Annotated in this window: 24 protein-coding genes; 4 read left to right on the top strand and 20 right to left on the bottom strand. The window is 67.3% G+C overall.

Annotated elements, in window-relative coordinates; translation table 11 throughout:
- Positions 1–31 precede the first annotated feature (31 nt).
- The 5 genes from CRO07_RS03635 to CRO07_RS03615 all read right to left on the bottom strand — a co-directional run bounded on the left by CRO07_RS03635 (position 32) and on the right by CRO07_RS03615 (position 5,145).
- On the bottom strand, positions 32–943 hold the full coding sequence (locus CRO07_RS03635; RefSeq protein WP_235840922.1) for a DMT family transporter: 912 nt from the start codon (positions 941–943) through the stop codon (positions 32–34).
- A gap of 42 nt (positions 944–985) precedes the next feature.
- Complete coding sequence (locus CRO07_RS03630) at positions 986–1,588, bottom strand: LysE/ArgO family amino acid transporter (RefSeq protein WP_097029320.1); 603 nt, start codon at positions 1,586–1,588, stop codon at positions 986–988.
- Positions 1,589–1,598: 10 nt separating this feature from the next.
- A complete protein-coding gene (locus CRO07_RS03625; protein WP_097029319.1) occupies positions 1,599–2,345 on the bottom strand; it encodes a YebC/PmpR family DNA-binding transcriptional regulator in 747 nt (248 codons plus the stop codon).
- Positions 2,346–2,419: 74 nt separating this feature from the next.
- Entirely contained in the window at positions 2,420–4,198 is a 1,779-nt protein-coding gene (locus tag CRO07_RS03620) for an SLC13 family permease (RefSeq protein WP_176504478.1), read from the bottom strand.
- A gap of 137 nt (positions 4,199–4,335) precedes the next feature.
- Entirely contained in the window at positions 4,336–5,145 is an 810-nt protein-coding gene (locus tag CRO07_RS03615) for a TIGR00282 family metallophosphoesterase (protein WP_097029317.1), read from the bottom strand.
- Positions 5,146–5,231: 86 nt separating this feature from the next.
- Between CRO07_RS03615 and CRO07_RS03610 the strand changes: the two genes are divergently transcribed.
- Both CRO07_RS03610 and pdeM read left to right on the top strand, forming a co-directional pair.
- Complete coding sequence (locus CRO07_RS03610; protein ID WP_097029316.1) at positions 5,232–7,631, top strand: ligase-associated DNA damage response DEXH box helicase; 2,400 nt, start codon at positions 5,232–5,234, stop codon at positions 7,629–7,631.
- Between the two features lie 138 nt (positions 7,632–7,769).
- Positions 7,770–8,462, top strand: coding sequence for a ligase-associated DNA damage response endonuclease PdeM (gene pdeM / locus CRO07_RS03605; RefSeq protein ID WP_097029315.1), 693 nt, complete (start codon positions 7,770–7,772; stop codon positions 8,460–8,462).
- Here pdeM and CRO07_RS03600 read toward each other — a convergent pair.
- The 15 genes from CRO07_RS03600 to ybgC form a co-directional block, all read right to left on the bottom strand.
- The gene (locus tag CRO07_RS03600; protein ID WP_097029477.1) at positions 8,426–9,142 is read right to left on the bottom strand and encodes a LytTR family DNA-binding domain-containing protein; all 717 of its coding nucleotides are present in this window, start codon (positions 9,140–9,142) and stop codon (positions 8,426–8,428) included. The two genes, pdeM and CRO07_RS03600, sit on opposite strands and share 37 nt — an antisense overlap.
- A gap of 110 nt (positions 9,143–9,252) precedes the next feature.
- Complete coding sequence (gene folD, locus CRO07_RS03595) at positions 9,253–10,143, bottom strand: bifunctional methylenetetrahydrofolate dehydrogenase/methenyltetrahydrofolate cyclohydrolase FolD (protein WP_097029314.1); 891 nt, start codon at positions 10,141–10,143, stop codon at positions 9,253–9,255.
- Positions 10,140–10,457, bottom strand: a complete 318-nt coding sequence (locus CRO07_RS03590; RefSeq protein WP_097029313.1) for a chorismate mutase — start codon at positions 10,455–10,457, stop codon at positions 10,140–10,142. The genes folD and CRO07_RS03590 overlap by 4 nt, the downstream gene beginning before the upstream one ends.
- Before the next feature lie 75 nt (positions 10,458–10,532).
- Entirely contained in the window at positions 10,533–12,206 is a 1,674-nt protein-coding gene (locus CRO07_RS03585; protein WP_097029312.1) for a formate--tetrahydrofolate ligase, read from the bottom strand.
- 75 nt (positions 12,207–12,281) lie between these two features.
- The gene (locus CRO07_RS03580) at positions 12,282–12,911 is read right to left on the bottom strand and encodes a hypothetical protein (protein ID WP_097029311.1); all 630 of its coding nucleotides are present in this window, start codon (positions 12,909–12,911) and stop codon (positions 12,282–12,284) included.
- A 55-nt stretch (positions 12,912–12,966) separates the two neighbouring features.
- Complete coding sequence (locus tag CRO07_RS03575; protein ID WP_097029310.1) at positions 12,967–13,776, bottom strand: methyltransferase domain-containing protein; 810 nt, start codon at positions 13,774–13,776, stop codon at positions 12,967–12,969.
- Positions 13,751–15,652, bottom strand: coding sequence for an ATP-dependent zinc metalloprotease FtsH (ftsH, locus tag CRO07_RS03570; protein WP_097029309.1), 1,902 nt, complete (start codon positions 15,650–15,652; stop codon positions 13,751–13,753). The genes CRO07_RS03575 and ftsH overlap by 26 nt, the downstream gene beginning before the upstream one ends.
- Before the next feature lie 77 nt (positions 15,653–15,729).
- Entirely contained in the window at positions 15,730–16,953 is a 1,224-nt protein-coding gene (gene tilS, locus CRO07_RS03565) for a tRNA lysidine(34) synthetase TilS (protein ID WP_097029308.1), read from the bottom strand.
- The gene (gene ybgF, locus CRO07_RS03560) at positions 16,953–17,777 is read right to left on the bottom strand and encodes a tol-pal system protein YbgF (protein ID WP_097029307.1); all 825 of its coding nucleotides are present in this window, start codon (positions 17,775–17,777) and stop codon (positions 16,953–16,955) included. The genes tilS and ybgF overlap by 1 nt, the downstream gene beginning before the upstream one ends.
- Positions 17,778–17,781: 4 nt before the next feature.
- Positions 17,782–18,324 carry a peptidoglycan-associated lipoprotein Pal gene (gene pal, locus CRO07_RS03555; RefSeq protein WP_097029306.1) on the bottom strand — a complete coding sequence of 181 codons (543 nt, stop codon included), beginning with the start codon at positions 18,322–18,324 and terminating at the stop codon, positions 17,782–17,784.
- An 82-nt stretch (positions 18,325–18,406) separates the two neighbouring features.
- Positions 18,407–19,738, bottom strand: a complete 1,332-nt coding sequence (gene tolB, locus CRO07_RS03550; protein ID WP_097029305.1) for a Tol-Pal system beta propeller repeat protein TolB — start codon at positions 19,736–19,738, stop codon at positions 18,407–18,409.
- A 69-nt stretch (positions 19,739–19,807) separates the two neighbouring features.
- Positions 19,808–21,043: a cell envelope biogenesis protein TolA gene (locus CRO07_RS03545; RefSeq protein WP_097029304.1), complete on the bottom strand. Its 1,236-nt coding sequence runs from the start codon at positions 21,041–21,043 to the stop codon at positions 19,808–19,810.
- Between the two features lie 10 nt (positions 21,044–21,053).
- Positions 21,054–21,524: a protein TolR gene (tolR, locus tag CRO07_RS03540; RefSeq protein ID WP_097029303.1), complete on the bottom strand. Its 471-nt coding sequence runs from the start codon at positions 21,522–21,524 to the stop codon at positions 21,054–21,056.
- Positions 21,525–21,527: 3 nt separating this feature from the next.
- Positions 21,528–22,226, bottom strand: coding sequence for a protein TolQ (gene tolQ, locus CRO07_RS03535; RefSeq protein ID WP_097029302.1), 699 nt, complete (start codon positions 22,224–22,226; stop codon positions 21,528–21,530).
- Between the two features lie 112 nt (positions 22,227–22,338).
- Positions 22,339–22,728 carry a tol-pal system-associated acyl-CoA thioesterase gene (gene ybgC / locus CRO07_RS03530; protein WP_097029301.1) on the bottom strand — a complete coding sequence of 130 codons (390 nt, stop codon included), beginning with the start codon at positions 22,726–22,728 and terminating at the stop codon, positions 22,339–22,341.
- Positions 22,729–23,016: 288 nt separating this feature from the next.
- Between ybgC and CRO07_RS03525 the strand changes: the two genes are divergently transcribed.
- Together CRO07_RS03525 and CRO07_RS03520 are read left to right on the top strand one after the other, a co-directional pair.
- Positions 23,017–23,289, top strand: a complete 273-nt coding sequence (locus CRO07_RS03525; RefSeq protein ID WP_235840921.1) for a hypothetical protein — start codon at positions 23,017–23,019, stop codon at positions 23,287–23,289.
- Positions 23,290–23,595: 306 nt separating this feature from the next.
- Positions 23,596–24,723: a DNA polymerase III subunit delta' gene (locus CRO07_RS03520; protein WP_097029299.1), complete on the top strand. Its 1,128-nt coding sequence runs from the start codon at positions 23,596–23,598 to the stop codon at positions 24,721–24,723.
- Positions 24,724–24,726 lie beyond the last annotated feature (3 nt).

The raw sequence follows: 24,726 nt of genomic DNA, 5'->3' as shown, positions 1-24,726 counted from the left end.
TGCAGGCCGGTTCATGCTGTCAAATTCAACTCTAACCATTCTGGATGACGGCAGAGCTTCGCTGCCGCCGAAGAACCGATTCGCGCCATGTGATGAAGCTGATCGCGCCGATGATGACCGCGCCCCCCAGCAGAACGAACGGGTCAACCCCCTCGGAGAACACAAGCGCGCCCAGCAGCGTGGCCCAGACCAGTTGCAGGAAGGTCACCGGCTGCGTGACCGCCAGCGGCGCCGACGCAAAGGCGCGCGTCATGCAGTAATGGCCAAGCGTGGCAAAGGCCGCGACAAGCGCCAGCCACGCCAATGGCACAGGCCCGACCGGCACCCAGACCAGCAGCGCGAAGGGCAGAAGGCCGATGGTCACCGACAGCGACAGCATACCCACGATGGCCCCCGCCCCGGCCAGATCCGACAGGCGGCGCGCGAACAGATAGCTGCCGGCGAAGAAGGCCGCCGCCCCCAGTTGCGCCAGATGGCCGGGGGCCAGATCGCGCAGGCCGGGGCGCAGCACGATCAGCGCGCCCACCAGCGCCACAAGGATCGCCGCGATGCGCCGGAACGCCAGCCGCTCACCGAAAAACAGCGCCGCCCCCAGCGTCACCAGCACCGGGTTCAGGTAGCCGATGGCCGTCACCTCGGCCACCGGGATGCGGGCCATGGCATAAAACCAGCAGATCACCGCCGCGGTATGCACCGCCCCCCGCAACCCGAACAGCCCAAGCGTGCCCGCGGGCAGACCGCGCCGCAGCAGCTGCACCAGCATCGGCAGCAGGAACAGCACGCCGAAGGCAAAACGGATGAAGGCGCCCTGCGCCGCCGGCAACTCGGTCCCCAGATGGCGCACGATGCCATTCACTGCGACGAAACTCAGCCCCGATCCCAGCATCCAAAGGACGCCCTCCAGCGTGCGGGTCCGGCTTTGCTCGTCGGGTGTGGGGGCCATGGCGTCAATCAATCCGATCCGGGTCACCGCCGCAAGGGCGGATCAGCCCAGCACCAGCCCCACGGCCAGCGCCCACATCGTCAAACCCACCCCCACCTCAAGCACCACCCAGGCCTGCGGCCGGGCGAACAGCGGCGCCAGCAGCCGCGCGCCAAACCCCAGCGCCGAAAAGAACGCAACCGAGGCGGTGGCCGCCCCGATCCCGAACGCGGCCTGATGCGGGGCATGACGGGCCGAGATCGAGCCCAGCAGAACCACCGTATCCAGCCAGACATGCGGATTGGCCCAGGTGAACAGAAGGGCGGTGGCCAGCGTCCGGCCCAGCGGCGCGGACTGGCCTGCGGCGGGGCGAAGCGCCTCGCCCCCTTTCAGCGCCGCGCGAAACCGCAAAGCGCCATAGACGAACAGGAACGCCGCCCCCAGCCAGCGCAGCGCCGGGGCCACCCCCGGCAGCACCGCCGAGACCGCGCCGAAGCCCACAACCCCCAGCCCGATCAGCGCCGCATCCGATAGCGCACACACCGCGACAACCGCAGCCACATGTTCACGCCGCAGACCCTGACGCAGAACGAAAGCGTTCTGCGCCCCGATGGCCAGGATCAGGCTAAGGCCAAGCAGAAACCCGGCAACAAGGGCCGTGCCCATCGGTCAGCCGTCAGGCGTCAAGCTTTGCCGCCACATCCTCGGGGATGTCGAAATTCGCCGTCACGGTCTGCACGTCGTCGTCTTCCTCCAGCGCATCGATCAGCTTCATCAGCTTCGTCGCGGTTTCCAGATCGACATTGGTGCGGTTCTGCGGCTTCCAGACCAGCTTGGCTTCATCGCTTTCGCCCAGCACCTTTTCCAGCGCCTCGCTGACCTCGTTCAGGCTGGTGTCGGCACAGTAGATCCAGTGGCCGTCCTCGTCGGATTCCACATCGTCGGCGCCCGCTTCCAGCGCGGCCATCATCACCGTGTCGGCATCGCCGGCGGCGGGCTTGTAGGTGATCTCGCCCACGCGGTCGAACATGAAGCTGACCGAGCCGGTGGTGCCAAGGTTGCCGCCGAACTTGGTAAAGTAGCTGCGGACGTTGGACGCGGTTCGGTTCACGTTGTCGGTCATCGTCTCGACGATGATCGCGATCCCGTTCGGGCCATAGCCCTCATAGCGGATTTCCGAATAATCCTCGGCATCGCCGCCCTGCGATTTCTTGATCGCACGCTCGATCACGTCCTTGGGCATCGACACGGCCTTGGCCGCCTTCACCGCCAGTCGCAGGCGCGGGTTCTTGTCGGGGTCGGGGTCACCCATCTTTGCGGCGACGGTGATCTCCTTCGCCAGCTTCGAGAACATCTTCGAGCGCAGCTTGTCCTGCTTGCCCTTGCGATGCTGGATGTTCGCCCATTTGGAATGGCCCGCCATGACCCTCTCCGATCCTGTGATATGGGGCGCCTATAGCCCACGGCCCCGGGGGGCCGCAAGCCCGCGTGCCCGCGTCAGAACGGGAAGAACAGCGGGATCAGCAGGCTCATCGCCACCATCATCACGATGTTCAGCGGCACGCCGATCCGCAGGAAATCGGTAAAGCGATAGCCGCCGGGGCCATAGACCAGCGTGTTGGTCTGATAACCGATGGGCGTGGCGAAACTGGCCGAGGCGCCAAACATCACCGCCACGACGAAGGGCCGCGGGTCCACCCCCAGCGACTGGGCCAGCCCGATCACGATGGGGGTCAGGATCACCGCCACGGCGTTGTTGCTGACCACCTCGGTCAGGATCGAGGTCAGGCCATAGACCACGAAGATCAGCGCGAAGGGCGGCAGCCCCTCCATGATCGGGCGCGCCACATCGACGATCATCTGCACCGCGCCGGAATGGTCCAGCCCGGCACCCACCGCCAACATGCCGAAGATCATCGCCAGCAGACGGCCCTCGACATAGCCGAAGGCTTCGTCGGGGTCGATGCAGCGGGTGACAAGGATGATCGCCACGCCGATCATCGACAGGATCACGATCGGCGCCAGATCCAGCGCCGACAGCACCACCACCCCGGCCAGCACCGCCAGCACGATGGGCGCATGACGCCGCCGGTAGGCGCGGTCGGACGGGGTCGAAATGTCGACCACCTGCATTTCCGAGGCCAGCCGGTGAATGTCGGCCTGCGCCCCTTCCAGAAGCAGCGTGTCGCCGACCTGCACCACCAGATCGTCAAGCTGCCGGCCGATGTTCTGGTTTCTGCGATGCGCCGCCAGCACATAGACGCCATAGCGCCGCCGCAGCCGCATCGAACCCAGCGAGCGTCCCACCATGAAGCAGCCCGGGGTGATCAGCACCTCGACCACCTGGGTCTGAACCGAGGACAGCTTGTCGACCAGCCGCAACTCCTTGTTGGCTTGCAGGCTGAGAACCTCGGACATCGGGGTGCGCAGCACGATGCGGTCGCCGGCTTCCAGCACCACCTCGGACAGGGCACGCCGAAGCGAGGTGTCGCCCCGCAGCACGTCGATCACCCGCAGGCTGTCACGCTTGAAGATATCCACATCCTCGACCCGGCGGCCGATCAGCGTGGACCCTTCGGGCACCGCCACTTCGGTAAAGAACTTCATCCGGCTGCGGTCGGTCAGCATCATGCCCATGCTGTCACGGTCGGGAAGCACCCTGCCGGCGAAAAGCCACAGGTAAAGCAACCCGATCCCCGACATGACAAGGCCAAGCGGCGTGATTTCAAAGATCGAGAACGGCTCAAGCCCCGCGGTCCGCGCCACCCCATCCACCAGCAGGTTGGTCGAGGTGCCGATCAGCGTCACCGTGCCGCCGAAAATCGACAGATAGCTCAGCGGGATCATGATCTTGGACGCCGAGATCTTCATCTGCCGCGCGATCTGCATGAAGACCGGGATCATCACCACCACGATGGGCGTGTTGTTCATGAAGGCCGACATGCCGACGATGGTTACCGACAGCACAGCCAGCGTCCGCGCCGGACGCTCGGCCACATGGCGGATCGCGAACTGCGTCACCCAGTCCAGCGCGCCGGTGCGCACCAGACCACCGACGATGATGAACATGGAGGCGATGGTCCAGGGCGCGTTGTTCGACAACACCCCCAGCGCATCGCCCTGCGGCAGGATGCCCAGCACCAGCATCAGCGCCGCGCCCGCGATCGCCGTCACCTCGACCGCGAAGGTCTCGCGGACGAAAAGCACCAGCATCCCCAGCACGATGGCCAGCGCGGCATAGGCCTGAAGCGGTTCCGACAATTCAAGGCCGAACATCATCTCTCCCGTGGCGTCTTCGGGCCTGAATACGGCCCTTTCGGGCGAACTCAAAGGGAATGCTGGGCTTTCCGCCACGATCACGCGGAACGAATGTCCTTAATCGGGCAAAAATCCCGGAACAGGCGTTCGCCCGGTCAGGGGCGCTGCTCTTGCAGGCGTCCACCAAGACGCACCGGCACCACCCGTTCGGCAAGGCCGGTGCGGTCGTTGGTCTCGACATAGACCCCCGACAGGGTGGCTGGACCCGACGCAGGCTCGAACCGGGTCTTGGGCATCTGGGTGATGAAGCGGCGCATCGGCTCGGATTTCTCCATGCCGATCACCGAATCGTAATCGCCGCACATGCCGGCATCGGTCAGATAGGCGGTGCCGCCGTTCAGGATCTGCGCATCGGCGGTGGGAATATGGGTATGGGTGCCGACGACAAGGCTTGCCCGCCCGTCGCACCAATGGCCCATCGCCATCTTCTCGCTTGTCGCCTCGCAATGCATGTCGACGATGGCGGCCTGCACCGAACCGCCCAGCGGCGAGCCCTTCAGCACACCGTCCACGACCGAGAACGGATCGTCGAACGGCCGCTTCATGAACACCTGCCCCAGCGCCTGCACCACCAGCACGCGGCGACCGCCCACGGTGAAGATCCGCGCGCCCTTGCCCGGCGCGGTCTTGGCATAGTTCAGCGGCCGCACGATCCGCGGCTCGGTCTCGATGAACTGAAGCATTTCCTTCTGGTCGAAGGCATGATCGCCCAGCGTCACGCAATCGGCCCCGGCGGCCAGCAGCTTCTTTGCATGGTCGGCGGTCAGGCCGGCCCCGCTCGAGGCGTTCTCGCCGTTGACCACGACGAAATCCAGACCCCATTCCGCACGCAGGGCCGGCAGCCGTTCGGCCACCACCTGACGCCCCGCGCGTCCCATCACATCGCCAAGAAAGAGCAGTTTCATGCCCCCAGCGTTAGGGCCGCCCCGCCCCGAGGGCAAGGGGGAATGCGCCCCTTTCCCAGCCCCCGCCGCCACCCTATCCTTGGCGGATGAGCCGTCTGCCACCCCCCCTTGCCGACTGGATCGCCGCGCGCGGATGGCGGCTGCATCCGCATCAACAGGCGATGCTGGACCGCGCGGACGAACCGTCCCTGCTGCTGGTGGCGCCCACCGGCTGCGGCAAGACGCTTGCAGGATTCCTGCCGACACTGGCCGAACTGGGGCCAAAACCGGGGCCGGGCTTGCACACTTTGTACATTTCGCCACTGAAGGCGCTGGCGGCCGACATCCGCCGCAACCTTGGCGCCCCGATCGAGGGCGCCGGCCTTGCGATCCGGGTCGAGGACCGCACCGGCGACACCGGCGCCCACATCCGCCGCCGCCAGCGCGCCGATCCGCCGCACATCCTGCTGACCACGCCGGAAAGCCTTGCGCTGCTGCTGTCCTGGCCCGATGCGCCGCGGATCTTCGCCGGGCTGCAACGGGTGATCGTCGACGAGATCCACGCGCTGGCCGAGTCAAAGCGCGGCGATCAGCTGATGCTGTGCCTTGCGCGGCTGGAACGGCTGGCGCCCGGCCTGCGGCGGGTGGGGCTGTCGGCTACGGTGGAAGACCCGCCCGCGCTGGGGCGGTTTCTGGCGTGCCACCCGCAGCCCTGCGCGGTGCTGACCGCCGACCCCGGCCCCGATCCCGACATCGCCATTCTGGACACCGAAACCCCGCCGCCCTGGGCCGGTGGTGGCGGGCGCCACGCCATCCCCGAAGTGCTGGATCAGGTCCGCCGCCACCGCACCACGCTGATTTTCCACAACACCCGCGCACAGGCCGAACTGTTCTTCCACGCGCTATGGCTGGCAAACGAGGACGCCCTGCCGATCGGCATCCACCATGGGTCGCTGTCGCGCGAAACCCGCGAACGGGTCGAGGCGGCGATGGTCGCGGGCGCGTTGCGCGCCATCGTCTGCACCGGATCGCTTGATCTGGGGATCGACTGGGGGGATGTCGATCTGGTCATTCAGGTTGGCGCGCCAAAGAACGTGAAACGCCTTGTGCAGCGCATCGGGCGGGCGAACCACCGCTACAACGCCCCGTCCAAGGCGCTGCTGGTACCCGCCAACCGCTTCGAGGTGGTGGAATGTCTGGCAGCCCTTCAGGCCGTGCGCGACCGCACGCTGGATGGCGAACCGCGTGGCCCCGGCCCGCGCGATGTGCTGTGCCAGCACATCCTTGTCACCGCCGCGGCGGGGCCTTTCGGCGCCGATGCGCTTTATGCCGAAGTCACCACCGCCGGCCCCTATGCCGGCCTGTCGCGGCCCGCTTTCGATGCCTGCCTCGATTTCGCAGCCACCGGCGGCTATGCGCTGCGCGCCTATGACCGCTGGCGCCGGATCATGCTGCGCGATGGCCAGTGGCAGTTGCGCGATCCGCGCAGCGCGCAGGCGATCCGCATGAACATCGGCACCATCATCGACACCGAAACGCTCAAGGTCAGACTGCGCGGCCGCGGCGGCGCCCCCCTTGGCGAGATCGAGGAAAGCTTTGCCGCCACCCTGACCCCCGGCGACACCTTCCTGATGGCCGGGCAGGTCGTGCGCTATGAAGGGCTGCACGAAATGACCGTCGAGGTCAGCCGATCCCCCGGCCGCGATCCACGGGTGGCCGTGTTCAATGGAACAAAATTCGCCACATCGACCCTGCTGACCCACCGGATTCTTGACCTTTTCCAACAATCGCGCTGGCCGGATCTGCCTGACCACACCGCCGACTGGCTGGCGCTGCAACGCAAGGTCTCGTGCCTGCCGCGGGCCGACCGGCTGCTGGTGGAAAGCTTTCCCCATGACGGGCGCGAACATCTGGCGATCTATGGCTTTGCCGGACGGAACGCGCAGCAGACGCTGGGCCTTCTTCTCACAAAGAGAATGGAGGAACAGCGCCTTGATCCGCTGGGCTTCGTCGCGACCGATTACGCCACGCTGATCTGGGGCCTTGAGGCGGTGACAGACCCGGCACCGCTGTTCGATCCCACCCGCCTGCGCGACGGGTTGGAGGGCTGGCTGGCCGGCAATGCGGTGATGAAACGGACCTTCCGCGCCTCGGCCACCATCGCCGGGTTGATCGAGCGCAGGCATATGGGCCAGCGCCGCAGCGGGCGGCAGGCCACCTTTTCGTCGGACATCCTTTACGACACGCTGCTGCGCCATGACCCCGGCCACCTGCTGCTGGCCATCACCCGCGAGGAAGCCGAGCGCGGCCTTGTCGATTTCGGCCGGATCGAGGAGATGCTGGCCCGGATCGGCGGCCGGATCGATTGTGTGCGCCTGCCGCGCGTCACGCCGCTGGCGGCGCCGCTGATGCTTGAAATGGGGCGGGTTCCGATCGAGGGCGCCGGCCGCCAACGGCTGATGGAGGATCAGGCCGCCGCCCTGATGGCCGCGGCGGGGCTGGGCTGACCCACGCCCGATGGTCATCCCCGCCGGTGCAGCGGGGCGCAGCCATTTTCAGCTTCATGGCGGTGTGACCCGGACGACGCCGACGCCCGCCGTCGGTCCGGGCTTGCGCCGCACCGGCCGCCGGGGCAGGAACGGGCCATGACAGGCCATCCCTTCACGCTTGCGGGCGCAGCCCTGATCGCCCTGCCCTCTGGCGCGCTGTGGTGGCCGGACCGGCGCCTGCTGTGCGTGTCGGACCTGCATCTGGGCAAGGCGCTGCGCATCGCGCGCCGCGGCGGAACCTTGTTGCCGCCCTATGAAACGCGGGCGACGCTGGCCCGGCTTGATGGCGATATCGAGGCGACCGGGGCGACCGGCGTGCTGTGCCTTGGCGATTCGTTCGACGACCTGGCCGCGGCCGGGACGCTGCCAGAGGACGAACGGCTGTGGCTGCTGCGGTTGATGGCAGGGCGCGACTGGATCTGGGTTCTGGGCAATCACGACCCCGCCCCCACCGGCTGCGGCGGCACCCACCGGGCCGAAGCGCGGATCGGCCCGCTGACCTTCCGCCACATCGCCGAGGCCGAGGCCGAGGCCGAAGTATCCGGCCATTACCACCCGAAATGTGCCCTTGCCGGCCGGGCGCGGCCCTGTTTCCTGCTGGACGAGGCCCGGCTGATCCTGCCCGCCTACGGCGCCTATACCGGCGGCCTCTGGTGCCACGACCCGGCACTGGTTTCGCTGATGCGGCCCGGCGCGCTGGCGATTCTGACCGGGCCAAAGGCGCTTGCGGTGCCGATGCCGCGCACCGCGCCTCAGATCAGGCCACGCTCTTCCAGTTTGTCGCGATGAGCCCGGCTGACCGGGATGCGGCTGCCGTCGGTCAGGATCAGGAACAGCTTTCCCGGCTCGCGCTCGACGCCCGTCACCGCGTCCCACGCCACCCAATGCGAGCGGTGAACCTGCGCGCCCGGCACGCCAAGGGTTTCCTCGATCGCATCGGAAAACCGCATCAGCAGGCTGGAGGGGCCGGCACTGGTCACGATGTCCACATAATGGTCGCGCACCGTGATCGAGACCAGATCGCCGCGGGCCGCGGGGTCCATCCGGTGCAGCAGCCGGGGCTGGCCCTCGGCGGGGGGCGGAAAGTCGTGCAGCCGGAAGGCCGACAGACCCAGACCGGCGCAGAACAGTGCCGGCGCCACCTCGAAAGCGGTGGGTGCGGCCTCGGCCAGCCACAGCCGCAACAGCGCCCAGACCGGCAATGTCAGCAGCCCCGCCACCGACAGCGCAAGCCCCGCGCCGCGGCGCAGGTCGCGCAAGCCCCGCGCCGCAAACCAGACCCGCAGCGCCAGACCGAAGGTCAGCGTCAGCCCGACAAGCGCGCTCCAGAACAGCAGGCGTTCGGGCAGGGACAGGTGGTGATAGCTGCCGAACGGGCCGGAAACGGCCAGCCCGACCGAAAGGGCCGCCCAGACTACCCAGGGCAGCGGGGCGGCAAAACACTGGGAATAAAGGCGTGTGAAGGGCAAGAAAGCCTCCGCCATGACCTGAACGAATGGATCGTCGCTACAGGTCAGGCGAGAGGCATTCAACCCCGCCGTGTGACGCAGGGCAAGCACGGCCCGGCGCGGGGCGCGACTCAGGCGGTCAGGCCCTGCGGCTCGGGCAGGCCATTGGCACGGCAGCAGGCGGTCAGGGTATTGGCCAGCAGGCAGGCGATGGTCATCGGCCCCACCCCGCCCGGAACCGGCGTGATCGCCCCCGCCACCTGCACCGCCGAGGCGAAATCGACATCGCCCACCAGCTTTGATTTGCCGTCGCGCTGAATCCGGTTGATGCCCACGTCGATCACGGTGGCGCCGGGCTTCACATAATCGCCGGTGATCATCTCGGGGCGGCCGACCGCGGCCACAAGGATATCGGCGCCGCGGCAGACCGCCGCCAGATCCTTCGTGCGCGAATGGGCAATGGTGACGGTGCAGCTGTCGCCCAGCAGCAGTTGCGCCATCGGCTTGCCCACGATGTTCGAACGCCCCACCACCACGGCATTCAGCCCCGCAAGCTTGCCCAGATGGTCGCGCAGCATCATCAGGCACCCCAGCGGCGTGCAGGGCACCATGCTTTTCTGCCCCGTCCCCAGCCGGCCGACGTTCGAAATGTGAAAGCCATCGACATCCTTTGCCGGGTCGATCGCATTGATGACCAGATCGGAATTCAGATGCGAAGGCAGCGGCAACTGCACGAGAATGCCGTGAACTTCCGGATCGTCATTCAGCCGCCGGATCAGCGCCAGCAGATCGGCTTCCGATGTCTCGGCCGGCAGCTTGTGTTCGAAAGAGGCCATGCCGACTTCGACCGTCTGCTTGCCCTTGGCGCCGACATAGACCTGCGACGCCGGGTCTTCGCCCACCAGAACCACCGCCAATCCCGGCGTCAGCCCATGGTCGGCCTTCAGCCGCGCCACATGGCCTGCCACCTCTGCCCGCACCCGCGCCGCGAAAGCCTTGCCGTCGATCAGAACCGCCGTCATTCCGTTCCCTCCGAAGGGGCGTCCGGCCCCAGAACCTCTTCCTCGCGGGCGATCGACCAGTCGATCAGGATCCGCCACAGCGTCTCGATCAGCGCGGGGTCAAGGCCCTCGGCCATGGCGCGGACGCGCACGTTGCGCACCACCTCTTCGACGCGCGAATCGATGCGGGCGGGCAGGCCGATGTCGGTCTTGATCTCGGCAGCGCGGTCGATATAGCCGGCGCGGCAGGCAAGCGCGCTGACGATCTGCGCATCCAGCGCGTCGATCATCGCACGCAGCTCTTCCATCGAGTGGCAGTCTTCCGGGGCTCGCACCTTGGTCCTCGTCCGTGGTTCCGGCCCCGGTTTCGGCCAGTGCCCCCCCCAAGGTCAAGGGGGCGAAATGCACCGTCAGAACAGCCCCTCGATCAGACCCTGATCGTTCAGCCGGATCACCTCGGCCGCAGGCGTGCGCGGCAGGCCCGGCATGGTGCGGATCTCGCCGCAGATCGCCACCACAAAGCCCGCCCCCGCCGACAGCCGCACCTCTCGCACCGGGACGGCGTGGCCCTCGGGGGCGCCCAGGATCGCCGGGTCGGTGGTGAAGCTGTATTGCGTCTTGGCGATGCATACCGGCAGCGTCCCGTAACCCGCCGCCTCCCAAGCCCGCAACTGGTCGCGGATCACATGGTCGGCGATCACCTCATGGGCATGATAGATGCGCCTTGCGACCGTCTCCATCTTCTCGAAAAGCGGCATGTCATCGGGATAGAGCGGCGCGAACATCGAAGGCGTCTCGGCCAGTTGCACGACCCTGTGGGCCAGATCCTCGATCCCGGCCGAGCCTTCGGCCCAGTGCCGGCACAGGATCGCCTCGGCACCCTGCGCGGCGACATAGGCACGGACAGCGGCGATCTCGGCTTCGGTGTCGCCGGCGAAATGGTTGATCGCCACCACCACCGGCACGCCAAAGCCCTTCACATTGGCGATGTGACGGCCAAGGTTCGGGCAGCCGCGTTTCACCGCGGCCACATCCTCTTGCCCCAGATCGGCCTTGGCCACCCCGCCGTTCATCTTCAGCGCCCGGATCGTGGCCACCACCACCGCAGCCGAAGGCTTCAGCCCCGCCTTGCGGCACTTGATGTCAAAAAACTTCTCGGCGCCCAGATCCGCGCCAAAGCCGGCTTCCGTCACCACATAATCGGCCAGCCGCAACGCGGTGCGGGTGGCAATGACCGAGTTGCAGCCATGGGCGATATTGGCGAACGGCCCGCCATGGACGAAGGCAGGGTTGTTCTCGATGGTCTGCACAAGGTTCGGCTGCATCGCATCCTTCAGCAGCACCGCCATGGCGCCATCGGCTTTCAGATCACGACAGAACACCGGCGAGCGGTCGCGGCGGTAGCCCACGACGATATTTCCCAGGCGCCACTCCAGATCGGCCAGATCCTCGGACAGGCACAGGATCGCCATGATTTCCGAGGCCACGGTGATGTCAAAGCCGGTTTCGCGCGGGAAGCCGTTGGCGACACCGCCCAGGTTCACCACGATGTCGCGCAGCGCACGGTCGTTCATGTCCATCACCCGGCGCCAGGTGATCCGGCGGGCATCCAGCCCCAGATCGTTGCCCCAGTAGATGTGATTGTCGATCATCGCGGACAGCAGATTGTGTGCTGAGGTGATCGCGTGAAAATCGCCGGTGAAGTGAAGGTTCATATCCTCCATCGGCACGACCTGGGACAGTCCGCCCCCCGCGGCGCCGCCCTTCATGCCGAAGTTCGGGCCAAGGCTGGCCTCGCGGATGCAGATGACCGCGCGCTTGCCGATCCGGTTCAGCCCGTCACCAAGACCCACGGTGGTCGTGGTCTTGCCCTCGCCCGCAGGCGTCGGGTTGATCGCGGTGACAAGGATCAGCTTGCCCTCGGGGCGGCCCTCAAGCCCGCGGATGAAGGTCTGCGAGACCTTGGCCTTGTCGTGGCCGTAGGGGATCAGATCCTCGGCCGGGATGCCCAGCCGGGCACCGATCTTCTGGATCGGCTGCTTCTGCGCCGCGCGTGCGATCTCGATGTCAGTCCGGAACGTCATGCCCCCTCCGTCGCTGCTGCGGGGCGGCTGCGCGCCCCTTTCACCGACCATAGGGCAGGGCAAGCACCGGCTGCGTCAAGCGCGACGTCGGGCGCAGGCGATGGCCTGGATCAGAAGCAGCACGAAGGCCAGTTCCAGCAGCTCCTCGATCCGGCCCGACCGCTGCGCGACGATGGCGGGAACATCGATCCCCAGCGGCGCAAGTTTGCGGTCCAGCCCGTCGATGGATTTCGCCACACCGACGACCAGAATCGCCGCGGCCACCAGCCAGGCGCCGGTTTCGCGCCGGGCAAGCCGGGCCAGCCAGTCGCGCAGGTTCCGCCGCAGCAACGCCCAGACCACCGCAAGGATGACGCCGATCACAAGAATGCCGACGATCTTTTCCGAGAACGGGCCGGGGCCGGTATAGTAGCGCAGCTTCAGCACGCCCTGTTCGGTGAACCGCTTGTCGAAATCCAGTTCGCGCATCGCAAACAGCGCCAGCAGAAGGGGGATGTGCCACGCCGCCAGCCCCGCGCCGAGGCCCCTTGTCCAGAACCAGAACAGGATCGCAAGGCCCAGCAGGATGACAGTCACCATCTCGACCCCGGCGCCTTCCTTGAAGAAGCGGTCGAGACTTTCGAGAAACACCAGATTCCAGCCCAACATGACAAGGGTCAGGGTCGCAGAGGTCGCAAGCACGACCGAAGGACTTGGGGTCTTCATCAACAGACTTCCTTTGCCCGCCAGCGCGGGCTTGTTGAAGATGGGTGGGCCGCGGTTAAACCCGGCCGGTCAGGACAAAGAAACAGCGCCGGAACGGCAACAGCGTTCCACCATCCGGCAGCAGCGGATAGGCCGCCGACAGCGCCGCGTCATAGGCAGCGGCGAAGGTCTCGGCCTCTGAGGGCGAAAGCTTCGCCAGAAACGGCCGCATCGCTGTCGATTCAGTGAAGCGGCGCACCGGATGGGCGCCGTCGGCGGGGCCAAGATGCTGAAGATAGTCGGTCTCCCATGCGTCGACCGCGCCCAGAGGCGACAGGCTGGCCCAGTAGGCCTGAGCGGACGAGACCGGCGGTGCATCTTCGTGCTGGAAACGGTCGGGGAACATGGCGGCGGCGATATCGCGCAGAAATCGGTGCGAGGGCGCCCCATACTGCCGCGGCATCTGCACCGCAAGCACCCCACCCGGCGCCAGACGCCGCGCAAGCTGCGGCATAAGCTGGTCGTGATCGGGCAGCCAATGCAGCGCGGCATTTGAAAAGATCAGCGCCGGCGGGGTTTGCGGCTGCCACTGCGCGATGTCGGTTTCGAAAATCGCATCATAGGCGCCGGTGGCGCGGCCTTCGGCCCGCATCGCGGGCGAGGAATCGACGCCGACGATCCGCCGATCCGGCCAGCGGCTACGCAGCGCCGCCCCGACAGCCCCCGCGCCGCAACCCAGATCCACGACATCGCCGGGCGGCAGATCGCCCACCCGCGTCAGCAGATCCAGCGCGGGTCGCAGACGAAAACCCCGAAACCTGCCATAGGTCTCGGGGTTCCAGTCTGCGCCTGCGCGCAGGTCAGACCGAGGGTTCGAACCCGCCATCCGCCTTGATCACCTTGGGCCGGGTCTTCGGGATCGCCGAGATCGAGCCCCCCCCAACCGGGCGGTCGGTATCGTCGTCGGAATCGATCGGCTCGCCCGCGATGACGCGGCGGATCTGGTCGCCGGTCAGCGTCTCGTATTCCAGAAGGCCCTTGGCCAGCCGTTCGAAATCCTCGGCCTTCTCGGTCAGGATGCGATAGGCAGTCTGATAACCCTCGTCGATCAGGCGCTTCACTTCCGATTCGATCAGCTTCTTGGTCTCGGCCGAGACCGAGAAGCCCGCGGTGTTGCCCTGATAGCCTTCGTGCGCCTCGGCATAGTCGATGTTGCCGACCGCATCCGACATGCCCCAGCGCATCACCATCGCGCGGGCCAGCGACGACGCCTGCTGAATGTCGCCCGCCGGGCCGGAAGACACCGCTTCCTCACCATATTTGATGATCTCGGCGGCCTTGCCGGCCATGGTCATGGCGATCTTCTGCTTGCCTTCGTCCTTGTGCATGTTCAGCCGGTCCATCTCGGGCAGGCTGACCACCATGCCCAGCGCACCACCGCGCGGGATGATCGTGGCCTTGTAGACCGGATCGCACTTGGACAGGTTCATGCCGACGATGGCGTGACCGGCCTCGTGATAGGCGGTCTTTTCCTTCTGGTCGGCGGTCAGCACCATCGAGCGCCGCTCGGCCCCCATCATCACCTTGTCCTTGGCGTTCTCGAAATCTTCCATCGTGACAAAGCGACGGCCGACGCGGGCGGCCAGCAGGGCAGCCTCGTTCACAAGGTTCATCAGGTCGGCGCCGGAAAAGCCCGGCGTGCCGCGCGCGATCAGGCGCAGATCGACGTTCGGCCCCAGCGGCACCTTGCGGGCGTGAACGCCAAGGATCTTCTCGCGCCCCTTGATGTCGGGGTTCGGCACATGGATCGTGCGGTCAAAGCGGCCGGGGCGCAGCAGCGCCGGGTCGAGCACGTCCTTGCGGTTGGTCGCGGCAACGATGATGACGCCTTCGTTGGCCTCGAACCCGTCCATCTCGACCAGAAGCTGGTTCAGCGTCTGTTCGCGTTCATCGTTGCCGCCGCCGATGCCCACGCCACGCGCACGGCCCACGGCGTCGATCTCGTCGATGAAGACGATGCAGGGCGCGTTCTTCTTGGCCTGTTCGAACATGTCGCGGACGCGGCTGGCGCCGACACCCACGAACATTTCCACGAAGTCCGACCCCGAAATGGTGAAGAACGGAACCCCGGCCTCGCCCGCGATGGCACGCGCCAGCAGGGTCTTACCCGTGCCGGGCGGGCCGACAAGCAGCGCGCCCTTGGGGATCTTGCCGCCGAGACGGCTGAATTTCTGCGGGTTGCGCAGGAATTCCACGATCTCTTCCAGCTCTTCCTTGGCCTCGTCGATGCCGGCCACGTCGTCAAAGGTCACCCGGCCGTGTTTTTCGGTCAGCAGCTTGGCCCGGCTTTTGCCAAAGCCCATGGCACCGCCGCGGCCGCCGCCCTGCATCCGGTTCATGAAGAAGATCCAGATCCCGATCAGCACAAGGAACAGCAGCCAGAGCGAGATCAGCGAGAAGAAGCCCGACTGTTCCTGCGCCTCGGCGCGGACCTCGACGCCCTGCGCGATCAGGCGGTCGGTCACTTCCTCGCCCTGCGGCTTGATCGCCACGAACTGCGTGCCATCCTTGCCGCGCACCAGAACCCGTTCGCCATCCAGCGTGACCGAGGCGACCTCGCCGTTGTCGACGCGACCGATGAACTCGGAATAAGAGATGGTGCGCGAACTGCTTGTGGTCTGGCCGCCGCTGAACAGGTTGAACAGCGCCAGTATCAGCAGGAACAGAACCACCCAGAATGCGATGTTTCGCGCGTTACCCACGAATGTCTCCTTGCAGCGTCCCACCGCGGGACGCCCCGCAGCCTTTGCCGCTTAAGATAGAGATTAGCGCGGGTGGTTCAATGCGATAGTAGAGAAAGAAAATCGCCATTGCGCAAGGACTCTGCCTTGGCTGTCCATCCGTTGGCCTTCCCCGCCAGCGGCGCAGCCACAAGAACGTCGCCCAGCCAGACCGCGGGCGAGGCCAGAAGGCTGGTGCGCGGCATCCCCGAGGCCCGCCAGTCCGGGCAGGACAGCAGGCCCAGCGGACCCAGCGCCCGCACCTGTTGCCCTGCGATTTCAGGGCCTTCCAGTCGCCACCTGCCATCCCAAGGCGCATCCGTGGCCGAGACCACACCCCGCACCGCCTGCCATTCGCGGAAGATGCGCAACCCTTCGCGGCGCAGCACAAGGCGGCAGCCGTGCAGTGTCACGCCCCGCCCCTCGGTCAGCCGCGCAGTCGCCTGTGCCAGCGACGGCCCCCGCGGGCCATATTCCGCCGAGGCGACCCACTGCACCGCCTGCCGCAACAGCCGGCGCAAGATCTCGGCCGGCAGGGTCAGCGCCTCGTGACCAAGGATCACATCGCCGCGGTCAAGCGTGACAAGCCGCCCCGCCGCCTGCCGGGTCTGATGATCCAGCGCCGCGCGCACATCGGCCAGATGCCCCGCCACCTGCGCCAGCCGTTCACACCCCAGCCCCAGATCGGCCAGCCCTGCCATGGCCTTGCGGATGCGCACACGATCAAAGGCGGGGTTCTCGTTCGACGGATCTTCGATCCAGCCGGCACCGCGACGGCGCAGATCCTCGCGCAGGTCGTGCCGCGAAAAGCGCAACAGCGGGCGCAGCCACAGCATCCCTTCATGGCGGCGGCGGGCCTGCATCGCGGCCAGCCCGTCCACGCCGGCACCGCGGGCAAGACGCATCAGAAAGGTTTCGGCCACATCGTCACGGGTATGGCCCAGCGCCACCGCATCCAGCCCCGCCGCCCGCGCCCAATCGGCCATCAGCCCGTACCGGGCTCGCCGCGCCTGATCCTGAAGGTTGCCGCGCCCGTCCCAGCCCTGCCAGCGCAGGGTGTCATGCGGCACACCCAGACCCGCGCAGACGCGGGCCACCTCGGCCGCCTCGGCCGCCGCTTCGGGGCGCAGGCCGTGATCCACCGTCACCGCCCGCGCGGCAATCCCGGCCTCGGCCGCCAGATGCAACAGGGCCATCGAATCGCCCCCGCCGGAAACGGCAATGCCCAGGGCCCGCACATCGCCAAGCCCTGGGCCGTTCAGGAACCGCTGCACCAGCGGCATCAGTTGCAGCCAAGCGCCCGCATCGCACCGACAGCCTCTGACGCGGCGGCGCTTCCGGGGAAGCGGGTGCCGACTTCGGCCAGCGTGACGCACGCCTCGGGGGTCTGGCGCAGGTCGCCCAGCGCCCGGCCCAGCTTCAACAGCGCCTCGGGCGCCCGCGGGCCGTTTGGCGACCCCGAAAAGCTTTCCAGATAGGACCGCGCCGCATTGGCGGTTTCGCCCAGACTGCTCAGGGCTTCGCCGCGCAGGTAATGCGCCTCGTAGGTCAGGGGGCCGCCCGTGTAGGTCTCGGCAAAGGTCGCAAAGAGGTCCGCGGCGGTGCGAAAGTCACCTTGACCGAGCACCTCCCGGGCCCGGTCGAAGTCGGCCTGTTCCGAGACGGCCAGCGCCGCCCCACCCGCATCGGCAGCCGGGGCCGGCGCGGGGGTTGCCACTGCGGCCGCGGGCGCCTCGCCGCCCAGCGGCTTGGTCTCGCCAAGGGCGCCGATATCGCAGCCCTCTTCCAGCTCGCAGACACGGAATTCCAGATCGCCCACGCGGTTCGTCCCGTCCTTGACGACGCGGTTGATCTTCAACTCCAACTCTTCGGCCTTGGCGGTGACCTGCGCCAGTGCCGCCTCCATTGTGTCCATCCGTTGAAGCGCCGACCCACCCGCCGCGCCCGAGGTGGCCGCGCCGGTCGAGACAAGTTCCCGCTTCAGGTCGTTGAACTCGGCCTGAAGCTGGCCGAGTTCCGCCTTGATATCGGCCAAGGTCTGCGCCCGGTCCTGAGCCGCCACAGACATTGGCGCCAGCGCAAGGGCTGCGGCCCAGATCAGGCGCATCCGATCAGGCCCCCGCGCCCATCGACAGCACCGTGACGGCGCGCCGGTTCTTGCCATAGCAGTCCTCGGTCGAGCAGACCTCGACCGGGCGTTCCTTGCCATAGGACACGGTGCGCATCCGCGACGGCGCCACGCCCTTGGAAATCAGGTAATCCTGCACCGCCGAGGCGCGACGCGCGCCCAGCGCAAGGTTGTATTCCCGCGTGCCCTGTTCGTCGGCATGACCTTCGATGATGATGGCATAATCGGCGTTCTGCGCCAGCCATTGCGACTGGGTGTCCAGCGTGGCCCGCGCGGTGTCCGACAGCGTGCTTTGGTCCACCGCGAAGAACACGCGGTCGCCCAGCGTCTGCTGGAAATAGGCGATCGAGCGCGGGTCGTTCGCGCCACCCAGCGCGGAACTGTCGATCCCGCCCGCGCCATAGCCACCAAGCCCGCCGGCACCGGCCGCACCACCGGCGCCGCCGGCACCATAGCGGTCGGGGTTGTTACAGGCGGCAAGGCCAAGGACCGCCAGAAGAAGGAGGGCCTTCGGAAGATGCGTCATCGGTTAGTCCTTCTCAGATCGGGCGCGTTGCGGCCGAAGTTAACAGGTTTGGCCGCCGTGGCAAACGGCGGCCGGGGCTCGGTCAGGGCAGAAGCGGCGACCACGCCGGGTCCGAGGCCGCCACGCTCAGCGGCACCCGCTTCAGGTTGCGCCCGGAAATGTCCACCGAATACAGCGCCGGCTGACCGCCCGCCCCCGCGCCTTCGCGGGTGAACATCAGCACGCGGCCGTTCGGTGCCCAGGTCGGGCCTTCATCAAGGAACGAGGCCGTCAGCAGCCGTTCCTCGGACCCGTCGGTGCGCATGACGCCGATGTGGAACCGGCCCTGATGCTGCTTGGTGAACGCGATCAGATCGCCACGCGGCGACCAGACCGGGGTGCCATAGCGGCCCGCCCCGTTCGAGATCCGCCGCGGCTCGCCGCCGCCGGCCGACATGATGTAAAGCTGCTGCCCGCCCGAGCGGTCGCTTTCGAACACGATCTGCCGGCCATCGGGCGAAAAGCTGGGCGCGGTCTCGATCGAGGGCGAATTGGTCAACTGCCGCCGCGTGCCAGACGCGGTGTCCAGCGTGTAGATGTCGGTATTGCCGCCCTGTTCCAGCGAAAAGGCGACCGTGCGGCCATCGGGGGCAAAGCGCGGCGCGAAGGTCATGGTGCCCGGCTGTTCAGCCAGCCCCCGCGACGACAGCGACCCCACATCCATCAGATAAATGCGCGGAAAGCCCGAGGAATAAGAGGTGTAAAGGATGCGGTCACCCTGCGGCGAGAACCGCGGCGCCAGCACGATCGACGAGGAATCCGTCAGATACTGCACATTGGCGCCATCGTAATCCATCACCGCCAGCCGCTTGGCCCGGGCGTTCTTCGGCCCCGTTTCCGACACGAAGACCACGCGGCTGTCGAAATAGCCGCCCTCGCCGGTGATCCGGCTGTAGGCCACGTCGGCCACCTTGTGCGCCATGCGCCGCCAGCCTGCGGCAGAGCCTGCGAATTGCAGCCCCTCGCCCAGCGGCTGGTCCGAGAACACGTCATACAGGCGGAACTTCACCACCACCCGGTCACCCGAGGCCGAGACCGCCCCGGTCAGCAGCGCCTGCGCATTGATCGCCTTCCAGTCGGCATAGGCCACCGGCGCGTCAAAGCTGGTCACCCGGCTGATATGGGCCGAGGCCGGGATCTCGCGGAACAGGCCCGTCCCGGCCAGATCCGAGGCGATCACCCGCGCGATATCCTGCGCCAGTTGCGAGGCCGCGCCATTCTCGGCCACGAAATCCGGCACGGCAAAGGGCAAGGGTTCGATCACGCCTTCGGTGATCTCGATACGCAGCGGGCCATTCTGTGCCGCCGCCGGGACCACGGGCAGCAGCAGCGCCAGCGCAAGGCCCAGCGGGGCAAGGGGTCTGAACAGGGTCATGGAAGCCTCATGCTCTCCGGGTTCGGGGGGACCGGGCACGGGCCCGGAAGCGGGTTGGTCTGGCGTGGGTCATTTCATGCGCATCCCTTCCGGGTTGAACACCATCTCGACATCGCGCCACTGGTCATATTTCTCGGCAGGCAGCGGAAAGCCGCGGGAACCGCAGCGAATGATCGCGCGCCGGGCGGCCTCGAACGCCTGCCGCGCCCCGTCAGCCGAGCCGCCGGAAGAATCGATCATGCGGATCGTGCCGGTTTCGGGCTTGCCGTCCTGCGCGATGGTCATGCCGACGGTGACGGTGGTCTGAAGCGCCTCGGTCGACAGGGCGCCCACGTTCCAGCATTGCTGCACCGCGACGCGGAAAGCATCCTTTTCGCCGCTGGTCATCGGCGGACCCGACCGCGCCGGGGCCGAAGGCGTCTCAGAGGCGGACTCGTCGGCGCCACCACCGGCCAATGCCTCGGCCAGCGCATCGGCCACCGCATCGCGCGATTTGGCAGGCTTTTCAGCCGGTTTTTCGGCAGGCTTCTCGGCCGGTTCCGACGCGGCAGCATCGGACCGGGCAGAGGCGGCCGGCGTGGGCTTGTCCTCGGCCGGGGCGGGCGCGCGGGCGGCTTTCGGCTTCACGCGGGGGCGCACCGAACTGGTGGGGGCCAGTTGCGCCACCTCTTCGGTTTCCGTGGCCTCGGTCACGATTTCGGTCGTGGCCTCTTGCGGGGCGGCGGGGGGCTTTTCCTCGACCACCTGTTCGGCGGGCTTTTCCGCGTCGGGCGTCACCGCAGGCGTCGGAACCTCGGCGATCTCGGCCTCGGGTTCCGGGGCTTCGGCAGGGGTCGGCGCCACCCGCGGCGCGGGCTTGGGCTTCGGACGCGGCGAGCTTTGCGGCACCAGAACCGGCTGCTCGACTTCGGCAAGGGGGGCGACCGGCTCTGGCGCTTCGGCGATTTCGGGCTCGGGCACAGGCGCGATGTCCGGCGCGGTGGGCGCGGCATCGGGCGCGGGCGCGGGTTCCGGCCGCGGTTCGGGCGCAGGGGGGGGCGGCTGTTCCGCCACCGGCTCGGGCGCGGGCGCGGATTCTTCGGGCGGCGGCGCCGGCTGCGGCGGCTCGGCCGAGGGCTGCGGCGGCGCATCCGACGGCGCGGTGGCGGCAGAGGTCATGGCATCGAACTCGGCGCTCGTCATCAGCGAGACCGAGGTGACGGCAACTTCGGGCGCATGATCGGGCCGGAAGAACCAGTCGCCGATCAACAGCCACAGGATCAGGCTGAAATGCCCGATGCCGGAGATGATGACCCCCTTGTTCATGCTGTGGGGCCTAGCCGCCGCTTCCGCCGAAGCTCGGGCCGCCGACATCCGTCACCAGCCCGATGTCCTGAAAACCGCCCCGGTTCAGCGCGCCCATCACCTGCGCCACCCGCTCGTAAGGGATCGAGCCGTCGGCCCGCAGGAACACCTTTTTCGAGGTGCGTTCCGCCGCGATCGCCAGCAGTTTCGGGATCAGATCCGCTTCAGAGGTTTCGGTGGTCTGGATCATCAGCCGGCCATCGGCCACCAGCGTGATCGTCAGGGGTTCTTCCTGCTCGGTCGGCAAGGCATTGGCCGTGGTTTCCGGCAGTTTCACCGGCACGCCCACCGTCAGCAGCGGCGCCGCCACCATGAAGATGATCAGCAGCACCAGCATCACGTCGACAAAAGGCGTGACGTTGATTTCCGACATCGCGGCCGAAGCGCCGCGACGCCGCCCGCGACGACCCCCGCCGCCCTTTTTGATGACCCCCGCGCCCATCTCTCAGGCCGCGTCCAGCTGGCGCGACAGGATGGTGGCGAATTCGTCCGAGAACGCCTCGTATCCGCCGATGATCCGTTCGGAATCGGCGTTCAGCTTGTTGTAGAACACCACGGCCGGGATGGCGGCCACCAGACCGAAGGCGGTGGCCAGAAGCGCCTCGGCGATGCCCGGCGCCACCACGGCAAGGTTGGTGTTCTGCGAGATCGCGATCTGTTCGAAGGCGTGCTTGATCCCCCAGACCGTGCCGAACAGGCCGATGAACGGCGCGGTCGAGCCGGTGGTCGCCAGAAACGACAGGCCCGCGTTCAGCCGTTCGCTTTCCTTGTCGATCGCCACCCCCATCGAACGGTCGATGCGCGACTGCGCCCCCGCGATCAGCCCGCCGTCATGGCGATGACTGCGGCGCCATTCCAGCATCCCGGCGGCAAAGATCTTTTCCGAAGCGCCCTCGGGCTGGGGGCCCAGCCTTTCGAACAGCTCGTCCAGCGGCTCGCCCGACCAGAAAGCGCGGTCGAAGATCGCCGCCTCGCGCCGGGCCTGCCGGAAGCTGATGTGCTTCTGGATGATGATGGCCCAGGACCAGAAGGACATGATGATCAGCGCGATCATCACGAACTTCACCGTAAGGGTTGCACGCGCAAAGAGGGCGAGCATGGAGAAATCAATCTCCTGCGCCATCGCGAGGGTTTCCGTTTCCATCTGCCTGCTCTCTTGGGGCCGTTCTGGGGGCCGTTATTACAGTGATTCTATCCGTCTTTCAGGGGGAATGCCAACACATCTGCGTCAGGTTTCGCGGCCCCCGCGCGGCCTTTCAGGCAAAAGCCCGGCGAACTTCCGCCGGAAGCCGCGCCGCGCGGCCCTGGGCATCCAGGCAGACGATCACCACGCGGGCCGCGAACAGCCGCTCGTCGCCGCGCAGAACGTCCTGATCCAGCACAAGACTTGCCCCCCCGATCGAAACCAGCCGGGTTTCGACCTCCAGCAGGTCGTCGAAACGGGCGGGACGCAGGTAATCGGCCTCGACCCGGCGGACGGCGAACACGATCCCGGTTTCGGCGCGCAGACGGGACTGATCCACCCCCCGCTCTCGCACCCATTCGCTGCGGCCACGCTCGATGAACTTCAGGTAGTTGGCATAGTAGACGATTCCCGCAAGGTCGGTGTCCTCGTAGTAGACTCGCAGGGGAAAACGGTGGCTCATCGTGCACTCCTGCCGGGGAATCGGGCAACGGGCTCGGATAGCGCCACGGACGACGGCAGGCAAGCACATCGCGGAAAAGTCCCGCAAAACCGGCAGGATGCCGCCTTTCTGCGCGCCGGTGCGAGTGTATGCCGCACCTTGGACTGCGGGTTTGTGCGTGAGGACGCCGCAACCCGTGCTAACTTCGGCTCCGCAGGTGCATCCGCATCGTCCCGAGGCGTGTTGCGCGTCTGATCATGAGTTCTATGCCCGTTAGAGGAGAGCACTATGTCTGATATGGAAAAGGCGATGTCGTCGATGCTGGCCGACATGACGCCGAAAAAACTGCCCACCAACGAAGAAATCTTCGGCAAGGGCGCTGAACTCGGCGATGCCAAGGCGATGGGCCTCACCGACATGCTCGACCAGATGACCCCGAAGAAACTGCCGACCAACGAAGAACTGTTCGGTCAGATGGCTGAAATCGACACCACCGCCTTCGACGCGCTGCTGAAGATGATCACCCCCCAGAAGCTGATGTCGTATGAAGACCTCGCCAAGATGTTCGGGATGAAGCTCTGATCTGACGGGCAGACCGGATAAAAGACCCTTCGGGGCCCGAGCGGCCGGCCATTGGCCGGCCTCGTCGGTTCAAGGGCGTGGGTCGCAGCGCGAACAGCGCCATGACGCGAGACGCCGGCCCGTATCGCTTCGCGCGCGAAGCCTTGGGCCTTCCTGACATGACGGCATCCTGTATCGGGCCGCGCCCGCGCCGTCAGACAGTTTTTCCGACATCCCGCCAAGGCGCTTGCAATCGCAGGGCCGCTTGTCCTACCTGCCGCCTGCACGCCCCCGAAGGGCGGCGCGGAAGACAGCCATGAGGGCGCGATGGCACAGCCCGTTCAGGATGAGATCCCCGAACCCGACCGCGTCGAGGGCGCCCCGCACCCGCGCTGCACGACGGGGCTGTTCGGCCATGACCGGGCCGAGGCTGACTTTCTGTCGGCCCATGCCTCGGGAAGGCTGCATCACGGCTGGCTGATTACTGGCCCCCTCGGCGTCGGCAAGGCCACGCTGGCATGGCGGATCGCGCGCTTTCTGCTGGCGCAGCCGCCGGAACAGGGGCTGTTCGCGCCCCCACCCCCGCCATCGCTGGACGTGCCCGCCGATCACCCGGTGGCGCATCGGGTGGCGGCGCTGTCCGATCCGGGGCTGTTCCTGCTGCGCCGGGCGTGGGATCAGAAGGACAAGAAGCTGAAAACCCAGATCACCGTCGATGAGGTGCGCCGGATGAAGGCGTTCTTTTCGCTGACGGCGGCCGATGGCGGGCGGCGGGTGGCCATCGTCGATCCCGCGGACGAGATGAACCCGAACGCGGCCAACGCGCTGCTGAAACTGCTGGAGGAACCGCCGGCGGGCGCGACGCTGCTTCTGGTCTGCCATCAGCCGGCGCGGCTTTTGCCCACGATCCGCTCTCGCTGCCGCGAATTGCGGCTGGGCACGCTGGGGCCTGCGGACATGGCCCGCGCGCTGGACGCCGCGGGCGTCGAGGTCACCGACCCCACCGCCATGGCGGAACTTGCCGGCGGCTCGGCCGGCGAGGCGATCCGTATCGCCAATCTCGACGGGCTGAAGCTGTATCGCGCGCTGGTAACCTTGCTGTCCGGCATCCCCAACCTGGACCGGCCACGGCTGCTGGCCCTGGCCGACAGCGCCGCGGGCAAGGGCGCCGAGCCGCAGTTCGTGCTGATGCTGTCGCTGATCGACCTGTTTCTGGCCCGCCTGGCGCGGGCCGGCACGCTGCGGATCACCCCGCCCGAGGCCGCCCCGGGCGAGGCCGCGCTGTTCGCCCGCCTTGCCCCCGATGCGCAGGCCGCCCGCGGCTGGGCCGATCTGGCGCAGACCCTTGGCAACCGGGCGCGCCGCGGGCGGGCGGTCAACCTTGACCCTGCCGCGCTTCTCATGGATATGGTTCTCAGGATCGACGAGACGGCGGCCCTGCTCGCCTCAAGGTAAGCC

It is taken from the genome of Cereibacter ovatus (genome assembly GCF_900207575.1).
In the GTDB taxonomy this organism is placed as follows: Bacteria; Pseudomonadota; Alphaproteobacteria; order Rhodobacterales; family Rhodobacteraceae; genus Cereibacter_A; species Cereibacter_A ovatus.
The sequence above is the reverse complement of the archived record's forward strand: the minus strand, read 5'-3'. Positions and strand labels throughout refer to the sequence as shown.

Excerpts from the sequence above, each read along its gene's own strand:
- CRO07_RS03585 (WP_097029312.1), bottom strand. The coding sequence starts at position 12,206 with ATGACGTTCCGGACTGACATCGAGATCGCACGCGCGGCGCAGAAGCAG.
- folD (WP_097029314.1), bottom strand. The coding sequence starts at position 10,143 with ATGACGGCGGTTCTGATCGACGGCAAGGCTTTCGCGGCGCGGGTGCGG.
- CRO07_RS03630 (WP_097029320.1), bottom strand. The coding sequence starts at position 1,588 with ATGGGCACGGCCCTTGTTGCCGGGTTTCTGCTTGGCCTTAGCCTGATC.
- CRO07_RS03615 (WP_097029317.1), bottom strand. The coding sequence starts at position 5,145 with ATGAAACTGCTCTTTCTTGGCGATGTGATGGGACGCGCGGGGCGTCAG.
- CRO07_RS03610 (WP_097029316.1), top strand. The coding sequence starts at position 5,232 with ATGAGCCGTCTGCCACCCCCCCTTGCCGACTGGATCGCCGCGCGCGGA.
- CRO07_RS03545 (WP_097029304.1), bottom strand. The coding sequence starts at position 21,043 with ATGAACAAGGGGGTCATCATCTCCGGCATCGGGCATTTCAGCCTGATC.
- CRO07_RS03525 (WP_235840921.1), top strand. The coding sequence starts at position 23,017 with ATGTCGTCGATGCTGGCCGACATGACGCCGAAAAAACTGCCCACCAAC.
- pdeM (WP_097029315.1), top strand. The coding sequence starts at position 7,770 with ATGACAGGCCATCCCTTCACGCTTGCGGGCGCAGCCCTGATCGCCCTG.
- tolQ (WP_097029302.1), bottom strand. The coding sequence starts at position 22,226 with ATGGAAACGGAAACCCTCGCGATGGCGCAGGAGATTGATTTCTCCATG.
- CRO07_RS03575 (WP_097029310.1), bottom strand. The coding sequence starts at position 13,776 with ATGGCGGGTTCGAACCCTCGGTCTGACCTGCGCGCAGGCGCAGACTGG.
- CRO07_RS03620 (WP_176504478.1), bottom strand. The coding sequence starts at position 4,198 with ATGTTCGGCCTTGAATTGTCGGAACCGCTTCAGGCCTATGCCGCGCTG.
- tilS (WP_097029308.1), bottom strand. The coding sequence starts at position 16,953 with ATGCCGCTGGTGCAGCGGTTCCTGAACGGCCCAGGGCTTGGCGATGTG.
- tolB (WP_097029305.1), bottom strand. The coding sequence starts at position 19,738 with ATGACCCTGTTCAGACCCCTTGCCCCGCTGGGCCTTGCGCTGGCGCTG.
- CRO07_RS03625 (WP_097029319.1), bottom strand. The coding sequence starts at position 2,345 with ATGGCGGGCCATTCCAAATGGGCGAACATCCAGCATCGCAAGGGCAAG.
- CRO07_RS03635 (WP_235840922.1), bottom strand. The coding sequence starts at position 943 with ATGGCCCCCACACCCGACGAGCAAAGCCGGACCCGCACGCTGGAGGGC.
- CRO07_RS03580 (WP_097029311.1), bottom strand. The coding sequence starts at position 12,911 with ATGAAGACCCCAAGTCCTTCGGTCGTGCTTGCGACCTCTGCGACCCTG.
- tolR (WP_097029303.1), bottom strand. The coding sequence starts at position 21,524 with ATGGGCGCGGGGGTCATCAAAAAGGGCGGCGGGGGTCGTCGCGGGCGG.
- ybgC (WP_097029301.1), bottom strand. The coding sequence starts at position 22,728 with ATGAGCCACCGTTTTCCCCTGCGAGTCTACTACGAGGACACCGACCTT.
- ybgF (WP_097029307.1), bottom strand. The coding sequence starts at position 17,777 with ATGCGCCTGATCTGGGCCGCAGCCCTTGCGCTGGCGCCAATGTCTGTG.
- pal (WP_097029306.1), bottom strand. The coding sequence starts at position 18,324 with ATGACGCATCTTCCGAAGGCCCTCCTTCTTCTGGCGGTCCTTGGCCTT.
- CRO07_RS03520 (WP_097029299.1), top strand. The coding sequence starts at position 23,596 with ATGGCACAGCCCGTTCAGGATGAGATCCCCGAACCCGACCGCGTCGAG.